At 42.9% G+C, this 13275-nt stretch carries 11 protein-coding genes; 4 read left to right on the forward strand and 7 right to left on the reverse strand.

Annotation, left to right across the window (positions count from 1 at the left end):
* Positions 1 to 25: 25 nt before the first annotated feature.
* Positions 26 to 1123, reverse strand: a complete 1098-nt coding sequence (locus LCD34_RS09590; protein ID WP_224558844.1) for a saccharopine dehydrogenase family protein — start codon at positions 1121 to 1123, stop codon at positions 26 to 28.
* On the reverse strand, positions 1120 to 1827 hold the full coding sequence (locus tag LCD34_RS09595; protein ID WP_224558845.1) for a class I SAM-dependent methyltransferase: 708 nt from the start codon (positions 1825 to 1827) through the stop codon (positions 1120 to 1122). Before LCD34_RS09595 ends, LCD34_RS09590 begins: the two co-directional genes overlap by 4 nt.
* 125 nt (positions 1828 to 1952) lie before the next feature.
* Here LCD34_RS09595 and LCD34_RS09600 point away from each other — a divergent pair, with 125 nt between their 5' ends.
* Complete coding sequence (locus LCD34_RS09600; protein ID WP_099496958.1) at positions 1953 to 2960, forward strand: helix-turn-helix transcriptional regulator; 1008 nt, start codon at positions 1953 to 1955, stop codon at positions 2958 to 2960.
* Positions 2961 to 2995: 35 nt separating this feature from the next.
* Here LCD34_RS09600 and yidA read toward each other — a convergent pair whose 3' ends face one another.
* Complete coding sequence (gene yidA, locus LCD34_RS09605; protein WP_007498032.1) at positions 2996 to 3808, reverse strand: sugar-phosphatase; 813 nt, start codon at positions 3806 to 3808, stop codon at positions 2996 to 2998.
* Positions 3809 to 4119: 311 nt separating this feature from the next.
* Here yidA and LCD34_RS09610 point away from each other — a divergent pair, with 311 nt between their 5' ends.
* Positions 4120 to 4479, forward strand: coding sequence for a MerR family transcriptional regulator (locus tag LCD34_RS09610; protein ID WP_007498034.1), 360 nt, complete (start codon positions 4120 to 4122; stop codon positions 4477 to 4479).
* A gap of 144 nt (positions 4480 to 4623) precedes the next feature.
* A complete protein-coding gene (locus LCD34_RS09615; protein ID WP_181891615.1) occupies positions 4624 to 5607 on the forward strand; it encodes a Gfo/Idh/MocA family protein in 984 nt (327 codons plus the stop codon).
* Between the two features lie 43 nt (positions 5608 to 5650).
* On the opposite strand, the gene LCD34_RS09620 is transcribed toward LCD34_RS09615, so the two are convergent.
* Positions 5651 to 7165: a PAS domain-containing methyl-accepting chemotaxis protein gene (locus LCD34_RS09620; RefSeq protein ID WP_060781575.1), complete on the reverse strand. Its 1515-nt coding sequence runs from the start codon at positions 7163 to 7165 to the stop codon at positions 5651 to 5653.
* Between the two features lie 318 nt (positions 7166 to 7483).
* On the opposite strand from LCD34_RS09620, the gene LCD34_RS09625 reads away from it, so the two are divergent.
* Positions 7484 to 8821, forward strand: coding sequence for an amino acid permease (locus LCD34_RS09625; RefSeq protein WP_017368372.1), 1338 nt, complete (start codon positions 7484 to 7486; stop codon positions 8819 to 8821).
* A 219-nt stretch (positions 8822 to 9040) separates the two neighbouring features.
* On the opposite strand, the gene LCD34_RS09630 is transcribed toward LCD34_RS09625, so the two are convergent.
* From LCD34_RS09630 to gntK, 3 genes are all read right to left on the reverse strand, one after another.
* On the reverse strand, positions 9041 to 10141 hold the full coding sequence (locus LCD34_RS09630; RefSeq protein WP_058213431.1) for a DNA alkylation repair protein: 1101 nt from the start codon (positions 10139 to 10141) through the stop codon (positions 9041 to 9043).
* 108 nt (positions 10142 to 10249) lie between these two features.
* Positions 10250 to 11578: a GntP family permease gene (locus LCD34_RS09635; protein ID WP_008347326.1), complete on the reverse strand. Its 1329-nt coding sequence runs from the start codon at positions 11576 to 11578 to the stop codon at positions 10250 to 10252.
* Positions 11579 to 11602: 24 nt separating this feature from the next.
* Complete coding sequence (gntK, locus tag LCD34_RS09640; protein ID WP_224558846.1) at positions 11603 to 13147, reverse strand: gluconokinase; 1545 nt, start codon at positions 13145 to 13147, stop codon at positions 11603 to 11605.
* Positions 13148 to 13275: the final 128 nt, after the last annotated feature.

Genomic DNA, 13275 nt, shown 5'->3' on the forward strand with positions numbered 1-13275 from the left:
GATGCGTATCTTTTGTCGTTTTCTTTTATGCCGTTAAAGGGCTGGCTCTCAATGCTAATGCGTGCTTTTCGTTCGTTTTTTGATCCACCAACGCAAAATCACCATTCTCATACGCTAATGAAAATAATTCTTCGATATGAAAGACACCTGCCTGAAACTGCTTGCTCAATACATGCAGTGCCACAGCACTGGCGACTTGAGCCGTTGCTTGAGACTCATCGCGACCTTTTATTCCAAGCGCTGCTTGATGAATTTCGTTACCCTTCAATCCTACCGCTTCCACTTTCACTGCATATTGATCTGTACCCATTTGAGCAGATTGAATCAGTGAAATGGCTCGTTCCTTGATTTTCGGCATCGTGAGAAGGGACGTCATTCCGAGTTTCCTTGTGAGAGCAAATGCACGTGTCGCCGCGCGAGAATCAAAACAGAGCCTTGTTGTCACAGAAGGCACATGGAGCGTCGAAGGCAATGTTTGCTGGTCAGAGAAAGGAAACTGATAGGCTTGCCGCTTTCCAAGCGTTTTGCCAAAATCAATGCGTTTCCCTCCAGTAAAACTTTTGACTTTCTTTCGCTGATGATTCTTCGTCAGCTCATAATCCGTATGCACATGATCAAGCGTCCATTCAATAGCCGCTTTTCCATGCTGGTCACCTAGCCCAAGCATGATACTAATATCAATTTGCTCCACAGAGGTCAGAATAGATGCCGCCTTCGCTGCAAGCAAATTGGTGAGACCAGGTGCAAGACCTACGCTCAGCACAGCCGTTGCGTTCAATTGCTGTTGATGGACCTTTGCTAGCTTCTCAATATAGGCTCCTTTTGCTGAAATATCGAGATAATCAATACCTGACCGTAAGCATGTTTCAGCAAATGACGTGTCATCTTGATCAAGACACATGATCACGAGTTTCGTTTCATCCATCCAGTCCGTATCCACTGGTTGTCTTACGTCTATCTGAAATGGACGTACACGCCCATTCGTTTGGCGTGAAAATTGTTCAGCCTTCTCATAACTTCGGCCAGCCGCAAAGACTTGCCCTGGATACACGTCACTTAATTGAAGACATATTTGCTGCCCCACATGTCCATAGCCGCCTATCACTATCACTTTTGACCTCATTTTCCAACCTCCTTTCTATTGCCTCTTTTACAAACAATCCCTTTGATCATGCCAGCTTGAAAATAAGGTCTGATGTCTTGAAATCCTGCTTCGGTTAATTGTGCTGTCATCTTTTCTTCAGACACGGGATATGTTGTGACACCCAGCCTTTCTCGGAAGGACGTAAACACTTCCTTTTCCAAGCCTTGACGCTTCATGAAGAGAGAAAGCGTATGAAGCTCCTGCTGAAATGCAGGCGTTTCTGGATCTCCTTGAATAAACGCCAGCACGAGCGGTGCCCCTGGCTGAAGCCGGCGGGCGATCTCCTGTAAAAAGGGCAGCTGATCTTTTACAAAATGAATGACAAGCAAACTTACTGCTGCATCGTACAACTTTTCAACCGGCACTTTGTCCAAGGCCATCTCATACCATGTGACGCGTTCTTGCATATGAAGCTGTGCCACTCTGCGCTTGGCCATATCAAGCATGGTTGGAGATGGATCAACCCCTATGATATGCCAGTCTTTATTTCTTTGAAGCATGTTGATGATCTCTTCGCCCCCACCTGCTCCGACTGTTAACATGCGAGAAGCCGCTCCCATTAATTCGATTTCTACTCTATCCACTGTCAGCTCATGCAAAAGATGATAGCCCGGTACTTTATGTGCAATTGTCGCTGCATAGGATTCAGCAACAGGATCATGCCAATGTTGATTTACACTCATATGTCTTCTCCTCCAGTTTCCGCTTTGCTTCGTTCCCTTTACACTAACGGTATGTTATCTTCATTGTAAGAAGATAGATGAGAAAAAACGATCCCTAAAAGTGGGGATATTGAGGAGGAGATCAAATGAACAATCCAGCCGCTCATTTTCAGCAGCTGAGAAAAAGCATTCGAGATGAACTTGCTGCTATCTGTGATTTTGATGCTGCCTGTATCACAACCATTGATCCAGCTACTCTCCTCTCGACGGGTTCTTTTACAGATGAACCGATTGAAGCCATACATAACGAGCTGTTTCAAAATGAATATTTAAAAAAAGATGTGCACCAGCATGAAGATCTAGCGAAAGGTCCTGTCCACGCTGCCAGTCTCGTCCAAAGCGGAGAATACATCAATAGTGGTCGATACCAGCACATTTTGTTGCCTAACGGATGGGCAGATGAATTGCGGGCAGCCCTTGTGATTCAAGGTGAATGCTGGGGAATCGCCAGCCTTTATCGGAAAAAGGAGAAGGAACCTTTTCATGAACAAGATATACAAGCGGTTAGTCGCCAAACACCAGCACTCGCAGCCAAGCTGAGAGATGAACTTTTTAAAAGAAGAGAAACGGAAGAAGATGAAACGGCGGAACACCAAGGCTTCCTCATTCTTTCACACGATTACCATCTTCTTTATGGAAATGAAACCGGTCTTCATTGGCTCCACACCTTCCAAACCTTTGAGCAAATTCATGACGGTGCCATCATGCCCCGTCCGTTTAGAGCATTAGGTGCTAAGCTTTTATATGGCGGCGGTGACCAAACAGCGGTCAGCATCACCAGAATGCCGACAGGGCGTTTTCTCTCTCTTCAAGCATTTCGTTTAGCACAAGCAGCCGGGCAGGAAGAGGCTGTCATGATTCATATTAAACGAGCTCAAACAAGTGACATCCTTCCTTATATAGCGAAAACATATCGGCTAACAGAAAGAGAAATGAACGTCCTTGACTGCTTAATAAAAGGACAATCCACAAAAGAAATTGCCAGTACGTTATTTATCTCGCCTCATACGGTGCATGATCATGTAAAGGCGATGCTCGAAAAAACAAATTTGAACAGCAGACGTATGCTTGTTTACTTTTTCTCACACATATAAAAAAGCGGCTACCTCATTGGTAGACCGCTCTTTCTTTATTTTCCGATGACTCGCTCATGCAAGATATGTGCGACTCCTGCTTCGTTATTGGATTTTGTCACAACATCCGCAACTGCTTTGACATCTTCAATGGCATTTCCCATCGCAACGCCACAGCCCGCAAATTCTAGCATCGACACGTCGTTCCCATTGTCACCAATCGCCATCACTTCTTCACGAGAAATTCCCAGTTCATGCGCTAGAAGCTTCACGGCATTCCCTTTGCTCACATCAGGATGGAGAATTTCTAGGAAGAAATCTGTGCTTTTTACCATCATGTACTGATCCTTCACTTCAGATGGAATGGCTTGTATCGTCTTTTCCAAACGTTCCGGCTGATCAATATACATCATCTTCGGAAGTCTCATGGATGGGTCTGCCTCTTCGACAGGTAAATACTTAAGCGGCAATTTCGTTAAATACGATTCAAGTACCGTGTATTCACTAATATCCCGATTTGGTGTGTATAGATGAGCCGAATCGAAATAATGCATAGGTGTATCCAGCTGACGGCTCAGTTCATATAAAGAAGTCAAATCATCATAGGATAAAGTTAATTCTGATACGACTTCATTTGTATGGCTGTTTTGTACAAGCGCTCCATTATAGGCGATGACATAATCCCCCTCTTGATCAAGCTGCAGCTCTTTTAAATAGCGATGCACCCCGCCAATCGGCCGGCCTGTACATAAAACAATTTTAACGCCTTCTGCCTTCGCCTGTTGAATGGCTTCAAACACCTCATCCGGCACCATATGCTGATCATTTAATAACGTACCATCCATATCAATTGCGACTAATTTATACATTCACTGCTCCCCTTTTCTCAGCAAAACGTGCTGTCACTATTTTGAGTGATCATCTACATGATCACATGCTGTTCATCATACTATGTACCTATTTCAGCCTATCGTTTTTTTCTCACACTGTCTACTTGTTCATATCTGTAACAAAAAATCACTTCATCCTCATCTATTATAACCTATTCTATGAAATCCGCTGTGAATAGGACAGACCTGTCATTTTAACAGTATGAAAAGGAACAAATGTTCATCGGAGAATATTTTGAAACTAGCAAATCTAATTGTATGATGGATAGCAAAGAAAGGAGGTGCAGGGAATGATTACATTTACGAGAGGAAAATTGTCAAAAATGTCTGGTGTACATATTGAAACCATTCGTTTTTATGAAAATGAGGGTGTGCTCCCCGAGCCTAAGAGAGCACATAACGGCTATCGTTTATATGATAAAAAATATGTACTCATGCTATCCTTTATCACTGAAGCAAGAAAGCTAGATTTCTCACTCAAAGAAATTCGAGAAATTATCACGTCACTATTCGAGAAACAGTCGAAAACAGAAGCGGAACAGCTGCTCGAACAAAAAGTAGAAGATATTCAAAAATCCATTCAAGAGTTAAAAAAGAGGAAGGCGGCCATTCAATTGTTAACAAAACAAACATTAGCTAACATTAGTTAATTGTAAGGGCTGCCAAAGATGTGCCGGTATTTTTTACTGGCACCCCTCTGCGACTAGCTGTTAAGTACACGTTGTATGAAAACATCAGGTATACTAGAGACAGCTTGACGTGACATCAATCGTATGGAAGGGGTTATGAATAGAATGAGAATAGCAACCATTGGAACAGGTGTGATTGTGGAAGGTTTCCTCCAGGCAATTGAACAGCTTGAAGGTGCTTCTTGCCACGCTGTCTATTCAAGAAAGGAAGCCACGGCAAAGAAACTCGCAGATCAATTTGGGGTGCAAACGACTTATACGGATTTAACCGCTATGTTAGAAGATCCCCACATAGAAGCGGTATATATCGCATCACCCAATCGTTTACATAGCGAGCATGCCACGGCTGCTTTGAAACACGGAAAACATGTGATTTGCGAAAAGCCTTTTACCTCTAATGTGAAAGAGCTAGAAGCCTTAATCGCTCTCGCAAAGGAAAAGCAGCTCTTCCTATTTGAAGCCATTACAACCGTTCATATGCCCAACTATCATTTAATCAAAAAACACCTTCATCAATTAGGCAGAATCAAACTCGTTCAATGCAACTATAGTCAATATTCAAGTAAATATAATCAACTGCTCGCCGGGGAAACGCCGAATGTCTTTAACCCAGAGTTTTCTGGCGGTGCCCTCATGGATATTAACATTTACAATGTTCATTTCATTATGAATCTATTTGGTTCACCGAAAGACGTTCGTTACCAGGCCAACCGCCATCCAAACGGCATCGACACATCTGGTGTTTTAACTTTTACTTACAATGATTTCATCGCCACAAGTGTTGGCAGCAAAGATACAAGCAGTATGAATTTCGCTTTGATTCAAGGGGAAAAAGGGTTCCTGCATGTGAAAAATGGTGCGAATGGCTGTGAGGAAGTGTTGCTGCATATAGGAGACCAAGTCACTTCACTCAATGCACAAACCAATTCAAACCGCCTGTTTTATGAAGCGGAAGCATTTCAGCATATCATTGAAACCGGAAATGACGAAAAGTGTTATGAATGGCTTGATGACAGTCTTTCTGTCATGAAGGTTCTTGAAGCCGCTAGGAAAGACGCCGATATTGTTTTCCCAGCGGATCATGCTTAAATAAAAAAACCGCCTTCTGATGAAAAGGCGGTTTTTTGTGACATTAGATACTCTTTGAATATGCCACCAGACGCTGAGACATATGATTCACTTCATCAACTGAAGCGTTCACTTGCTCTGTTAAAGCAGCCTGTGTTTGCGTAAGAGCTGTCATATTGGAGATATTTTCAAGAATTTGATCGATTTGTGTTTTCATTTCAGTTAAACTAGATTCGATATTTTCTGTCGCATTGGCACTATGAAGCGCTAGCTTACGTACTTCATCGGCAACGACTGAGAAACCGCGGCCCTGCTCGCCTGCTCTTGCTGCTTCAATTGCGGCATTCAAACCAAGCAGATTCGTTTGGTTTGCCACTTCTTTGATTAAGTCTGAAATGTTCTTCGTCTCATCTGCACTGTTTTTCGCCAAATTAGCAGCAGACGTTGACTGCTCTTGGGCGACAGCAAGCTCTTGTGCTTGGTTTGTCACAGAACTGATGCCAGATACCATTTCACTAATAGAACTTGAAAGCTGCTCTACTTGGGAAGCCATTTCATTGGCTGTTTTTTCTTTATTTTTTTCTAACGTAATATCACGAATCGTTCCTGCGACACGTAAAGGGACACCCTTCTCATCACGAATGGTTTCACCGCCCGCATGATACCAGCGATACTCGCCATTTTTACTCTGCAATCTATAATCAATGTCAAATGGTGTGCGCCCAGAATGGTCATTTAAGTGATCCGCAAAGGCTTGGAGAGCCGACTCTTTATCTTCAGGATGCAAACGATCACTCCAGCTGCTCAATACGTTCGGGAAATCTTTTTCATCTGTAAAACCAAGCGTTTTTCTAAACTGCGGAGACCACCAGAATTCATTGTTTGGATTGACAGAATCGCCAGCCTCTACAACCATATCCCAAGGCGCTTCCACAAGCGCACGGTTGATCAAGTCATATCTTGTCACGAATGCTTGCAGCTCTTCTTCTTTCAATTTCTGATCATGAATATCAAAAAGAGCCCCTGCCACACGAAGAGGTACCCCATTTCGATCTCGAATCGTCGTTCCAGTTGCTTTGAACCAGCGATACTCGCCATTTTTCAACTTCAGACGATACTCGATATCATACGGTGTACGGCCAGAATGATCCAATAAATGCGTAGAGAATGCATTCAAGGTGTATTCCTGCTCATCTGGATGAATTCGAGATGCCCAGCTGTCTAAGACATTAGGAAAATCGTTTTCATTTTGAAAACCTAGCATTCTGCGGAAATCATCTGTCCATGTGAATTCGTTTTTTGGATTCACAGGATCTCCTGCTACAACCGTCATATCCCATAGACCCACTTTAATCGCTTTTGTCACTAAATTCATACGCATATGAATATCTTCTTGCGCTTCTTGCATCTTTTGCAACGCTTCATTTATTTGAGCCACTGCTTCTATTGTTTGACTAGAAGAGAATGCAGCAGTATCAATTCTGGCTGAAAAATCTCCCTTCTCAATTCGTTCAACTAATTGACTACTTTCACTAAGAAGGGCCCCCGACGATGAATCACTTGCTTTTCTCATAAACATCTTCAATAACTCCTTTCATTCTTCCATACTTTTTTGAAATATTTTACAGTTATAAATAATTTTTTATTAGGACTTTAGTAATACAAAAGATATATCGACAAAAACTGAAAATTGTTTATGTCAGAATGAAGGCAAATGATCATTTTTTCACGAAGTTTCAGATTTTGGGGATGGGTCATGGAAAGGATTTATGGAAGAAAACGGCTCATTTGATAGAATCAACCGCCTATTTTGTCTGAAAAATCTCTTTTTTTATATTGACACTGACCGCTCGAAAAAAGAAAATGGAACATAAGCATTTTAAAAAAGGAGAACGTCATGAGCGCGAATCAGGAACAACACGAATTAAAAAAGCTTTTATCGCCGCGTCATATTCGCATGATTGCGATGGGCGGGGTCATTGGTACAGGAATCTTTAAAGGAAGTGCCGATACAATCGGCTTAGCAGGTCCTGGAGTTATCTTTTCCTATGTATTTGCTGGATTGCTTCTTCTCATTGTCATGGCGGCTTTAGCTGAAATGGCCATCGTCTACCCGGGGAATAACCTTCGCGACCTCATACAGATTGCGCTTGGTCAACGTTTTTCATTTGTTGTCGGATGGGTTTACTGTTTTATGTGGCTCACTGTATGTGTCATTGAAATCATTGCAGCGGGGAGTTTGCTTCAATATTGGATGCCAAACGTACCATTATGGTCTTTATGTTTACTTTGCTCGCTCTTAGTCATCGGAATTAATTTAAATAATGTAAAATACTTTGGTGAAATTGAGTTTTGGTTCGCTGGAATGAAGATTTTCGTTATTATTGTGTTTATTATTCTCGGTGCTGCATTATTATTTGGAATCATTCCGAGTGAACAAAGCACGCCTGTTCTCACCAATTACCAAAACTTTGTCCCGAACGGATGGGGCGCTGTTTTTGCTTCATTATTAGTGGTGATCTTCTCATATGGAGGCTCTGAATTGATCGGGCTGACCATTACAGAAACAAAGGATGCAGAAAAGGTGTTACCTAGTGTTGTCAAAAGTATGATGTGGCGTATCATCTTGTTTTACACACTGCCGATTTTGATTATTTGCGGACTCATTCCTTGGAATCAAATTGATCCGAATAACAGTCCTTTTGTCCAAGTCTTTTCAGCAGCTGGCATGCAGGGGGCATCTCACTTCATTAATTTCGTCTTAATTACAGCCGTTCTATCTGCCGCCAACTCTGGTATTTACGGCACGACGAGAATGATTCATTCTCTATCTAAATCAGACGGCGGTCCAAAAAAGCTGGCACAGGTCAACAAAAGAGGTGTACCTATTTTAAGTTTATGGGTGACCGTTCTGTTTCTTTTAATCGGAACATTCTTTGCTTACTTGTACCCAGATCAAATTTTCAGCTATATGCTGGCTATTCCTGGTTTTGCGGTTTCTCTTATTTGGATCAGCATCTGTCTGGCTCATTTGAAACTGCGTCCAAGATATCCGCAGGAGCCGTATTTCAAAGTATGGTTATTTCCGTATTTCACTTTATTTGCTGGTCTTGTACTCAGTGTCAGTTTTGTTCTGTTCCTATTCAGACCAGAGAACTTACCTAGCTCGATTATCAGTATCGGTTTCTTAGCAGCCGCCATCATTGCTTCATTTTTAATGAAAAAGAAAGCTTAGAAACGCAAGTAAAAACCCGCCTCAGTGGCGGGTATCAAATTGTTGACAAAGGGCTAAAATGAACTTGATTTTAGCCCTTTGTCTTCTTTTTAGCGTGATAGAAAACCTTTGCAGTCTAGGAAGGACGAGTACTGGCGCGGAGCGAATTTGACATTCGTGAGCACCAGCGCGCAGGAATGACACCGAATGCGAGGGTTTGTCTACACGCTGAAACCCGCCTCAGTGGCGGGTTTTTTCATGAGCAGCTGCTGTGACTTCGAAATCGACAGACGCTTTAGGGATGCCGTTGATGATGATGGTTAATGTATGAATGCCCTCATAGTGCTTTCTCGTTGTCATATTTTGAAACGACTGTGACCGGACAAATTCTCTATACAGCGCCGATCCTGTTTCAAATTCTGTGATTTTAAATACCTTTTGATTGCGTGTACCACGAGCTTTCACGTAATCAATGGCATACTCTACGCGCAGCTTTAATGGCTTATCAACCTGAAGAATAAAATGAAAGGTCAGCTTCTCTCCAATACATACGGGGTCTTGCGTTACCTTCAAATCCGTTACTTGGATAGACGGATCATCTCCATAGCCAAATAAAGCCATGATATCTGGATCGCCTTTTTTCAATAACGTACGGGATGCATGTTTGACAATCCAGTTTGTATGTTCATTGGTTCCATACCAGCTTTTGACCATTTGCTTCATGAGGTCTGGCTGAATTGCAGAAATATCATTTAAATGATTCGCTACACTTTTTTGCACATACTTGGCCGAATCTGACTTCAAATTTTCTAAAATGGGCAGCGTGACAGAAGGGTCCTTTTTCAGCGCAGGGACGGATAATCCCCACGGCAAACGAGGCCTGCATCCTTCACTAGCGAGACGGCGAATATGTTCATTTTGATCCTGTGACCACACAAGCATCTGCGCCAGCATTTTCTCTTGATCTTGTATGAGAAAAGGTCGAACGGCAAATTCAGCAGTGGAAAACGGTGTAAAGAATTCAAGTGCTTTGATCGAGATATCCCAATAGTCAACACCATATGTCTCGACATAGTCTGGAAATACGAGCGCACTGAGCCCTGTAAAATGCGGTGCTGTCTGACGCAGTACATCGATTGCCTTCTCATAATTCTCAGGCAGACAGGCGTGCATCGATTCAGTTACTCTTCTCATTCGTCCTTTTAACTCCAGCTGTTCCCAATCCTCTTGAAACACGAGCTGCTGAAAGTGATCAGCATCAAATACAGTTGACGCTTGCGCCAGTTTTTCTGCTAAATGTTGAATAAATGGTTCATTATATACATGTTTTAAAGGTTCGATCGTGTCCGCCTCCCATAGCTCAATATCATTATTTTATCCTAAATTGTCAAAAGCGGCATAACAACAAGCTAAAACAGCCCAATTCCGAAGAATTGAGCTGTTGTCCCGTTATATAAACATATTAATAATCATAATAAATGCAATGGCGCTAACGGAAATGATGGTCTCCATAGCCGTCCATGTCAAGAACGTCTCTTTGATGGTCATACCAAAATACTCTTTGATCAGCCAAAAACCAGAGTCATTGACATGAGACAAAATCAGTGAACCCGCTCCTGTTGCTAAAACAAGCAGCTCTCTGCTCACATCCGGCATGGATGCAGCGATTGGGGCTACAATTCCGGCCGCTGTCATCATGGATACTGTAGCTGATCCTGTTGCCACACGAATAACCGCAGCAATCAGCCAGCTAAGTAAAATCGGTGAGATTGGGGAGTGTTTGGCTAAATCAGCAATATAATCCCCAACGCCTGAATCGATCAGTACATTATTGAACGCTCCGCCTGCACCAATCACAAGCAGAATGGAAGCGATCGGTCCCAAACAATCGTTACTGAATGACAGCACTCGGTCACGGCTCATCCCTTGTATAAAGCCAAGACTAAAGAAAGAATACACTGTCGCAATCAATAAAGCTGTTATGGGATCTCCAATGTACTTGAACATCTGATACCACATACTATCCTCTGGCAAAATAATGTCCGCCAACGTGGCAAGCAACATAAGAATGACCGGCACCAAAATGGTAAACATCGTATTCGCAAAACCAGGAAGCTTCCGATCAGCATGTCGTTCCGTGAATTGCTTTCTGAGCAGCTCTGGAACTGGTTTATGTATTCGCTTTCCAATCCACTTACCATACAACGGTCCAGCAATAATAGCTGTTGGCAAACCGACGATGATTGAAAAGAAAATCGTTTTCCCCACGTTGGCATGATAGATGCCTACTGCTGCCATTGCAGCTGGATGAGGCGGGACTAACCCATGCACAACAGACAAGCCTGCGATTAATGAAATCCCAATCGTCACAAGCGAAATGCCCGTTTCAATCGCAATGGTAAAGAGTAAAGGAATGAGAAGAACAAATCCGACCTGGAAAAAGACAGGTATCCCCACGATAAAGGCTACAAACATCATCGCCCAATGCACATTCTTCGTCCCAAAACGACTGATGAGTGTTTGAGCGATCCGCTCAGCGCCCCCTGACTCGGCCATCATTTTCCCAAGCATGGTCCCAAGCGCTAGCACTATCGCCAGTAATGATAACGTGTTCCCTAATCCCGTTTTAATCGATTGAATGATTTCCTGTAAATCCATTCCTGTAGCAAAACCTACTAGCATAGAGGTAATAATCAAACTCACAAACGGATTCAACTTAGCGACTGTAATGAGAATGAGTAAAAGGACAATCGCCGCAATCACAATGAATAAAAGCATGTTCTCCCACCTTTTCCCCGATGTTTAACGATTTTGTTTTAATTGCAACGCACTAATGACATCAAATTCATCCTTCAGTTTGTCATAGAGACGCTCATATAAATAAAATAGCTCTATGTATGTTTCGTTGTTCTTCATATTTGGTTCATGGCGGGCAGAAATACGAATCCATTCCTGCACCTCTTCTATTTCTTCCATATGACCTAAACTATGAAGTGCAAGGACAGCCGCCCCAAGTGCGGAAGCCTCATAGCTTTCTGGAACGAGCACTTCTCTACCCATCGTATCTGCCAAAATCTGTCGCCATAGAGGGGATCTCGCAAATCCACCAGAAGCCCTGACATCCTTCGCTGGACCTGTTAAATCTCTTAGTGCCACACCGATCGAGAATACACTCATAATGACGCCTTCTAACACGGCTCTAATAAAGTGCTCGCGCTTATGCTGAAGACCAATCCCAAAGAACGTGCCTCTTGCGTTTGGATTCCAATAAGGTGCTCGCTCACCTGTTAAAAATGGTAGAAACAGCAGTCCTTCTGAGCCAGCTGGAACCTTTTCTGCAATATCAATCATCAGATCGTAAGGGTCTACACCTAGACGCTTTGCTACCTCCACCTCTGACGCCCCAAATTCATCCTTCAGCCATCTCAGCATAATCCCGCCGTTATTGGTCGGCCCTCCGACCACCCAATGCTTGTCCGTCAATGCATAGCAAAATGTTCTTGATTGCTCATCTGTAATTGGCTGATCTACGACTGTACGTACTGCACCACTTGTCCCAATCGTGACTGCTACCTCACCTTTGCCAATCGCACCAACACCAAGATTCGCTAATACACCGTCATTTGCGCCCACAACAAATGGTGTATCTTCTTCAATGCCCATTCGCAGCGCAATTTCTGGCTGAAGATCACGCAGCTGATGCGTCGTTGGAACAAGTTCAGACAACTGATTCACCTGAATTCCTGCAATGCGTAGTGCCTCCTCGTCCCATTGAAGCGTTTCCAATCGGAACAGTCCTGTTGCTGATGCGATTGAATAATCGACCACATACTGACCGAAGAAATGATAAAGAACATACTCTTTGATGGAAATGAATTTTGCTGCCTGATTGAAGACGTCAGGTGTCATTTCCTTGATCCATCGTATTTTTGAAAGAGGTGACATTGGATGGATCGGTGTTCCGGTTCTTTTATAAATTTGAAAGCCATCTAAGTCCGTTATGATTCGTTTCGCTTGTTCTGCACTTCTGTTATCAGCCCAAATGATACTGTTTGTTAATGCTTTTCCATTCTCATCCATGACGATTAAGGAATGCATCGCCGTACTAATCCCCACACCTATGAGGTTTTTTGCATCAAATGCTGCTTTCGTCAATGCGCCTCTTACACTCGCAATCACAGCATCTAAAATATGTTCAGGGTTCTGCTCAACCCATGCTGGCTGGGGGTGAATGAGGTCATAAGGAACAGAATGCTTTGATATGACTTTCCCTTGTGGTCCAAATAGAACCGCCTTTGTACTTGTTGTTCCAATATCCAAACCAATTACCGCCTGGTTTCCCTTCATCTGTATCACGCCCAATCATTGATTTGAAATAAAGTGTCGTGGTGCCGGTGTACCTGATAAATCCCATTATAGGAATATTTTTTTCGACATTCAACGACCAAAAAGAAAATAATTTTCATTTAAAACCT

The organism is Bacillus sp. RAR_M1_44, assembly GCF_020165935.1.
GTDB lineage: Bacteria > Bacillota > Bacilli > Bacillales > Bacillaceae > Bacillus > Bacillus altitudinis.

Excerpts from the sequence above, each read along its gene's own strand:
- LCD34_RS09610 (WP_007498034.1), top strand. The coding sequence starts at position 4,120 with ATGATTACATTTACGAGAGGAAAATTGTCAAAAATGTCTGGTGTACAT.
- LCD34_RS09595 (WP_224558845.1), bottom strand. The coding sequence starts at position 1,827 with ATGAGTGTAAATCAACATTGGCATGATCCTGTTGCTGAATCCTATGCA.
- LCD34_RS09620 (WP_060781575.1), bottom strand. The coding sequence starts at position 7,165 with ATGTTTATGAGAAAAGCAAGTGATTCATCGTCGGGGGCCCTTCTTAGT.
- gntK (WP_224558846.1), bottom strand. The coding sequence starts at position 13,147 with ATGAAGGGAAACCAGGCGGTAATTGGTTTGGATATTGGAACAACAAGT.
- LCD34_RS09600 (WP_099496958.1), top strand. The coding sequence starts at position 1,953 with ATGAACAATCCAGCCGCTCATTTTCAGCAGCTGAGAAAAAGCATTCGA.
- LCD34_RS09590 (WP_224558844.1), bottom strand. The coding sequence starts at position 1,123 with ATGAGGTCAAAAGTGATAGTGATAGGCGGCTATGGACATGTGGGGCAG.
- yidA (WP_007498032.1), bottom strand. The coding sequence starts at position 3,808 with ATGTATAAATTAGTCGCAATTGATATGGATGGTACGTTATTAAATGAT.
- LCD34_RS09625 (WP_017368372.1), top strand. The coding sequence starts at position 7,484 with ATGAGCGCGAATCAGGAACAACACGAATTAAAAAAGCTTTTATCGCCG.
- LCD34_RS09615 (WP_181891615.1), top strand. The coding sequence starts at position 4,624 with ATGAGAATAGCAACCATTGGAACAGGTGTGATTGTGGAAGGTTTCCTC.
- LCD34_RS09635 (WP_008347326.1), bottom strand. The coding sequence starts at position 11,578 with ATGCTTTTATTCATTGTGATTGCGGCGATTGTCCTTTTACTCATTCTC.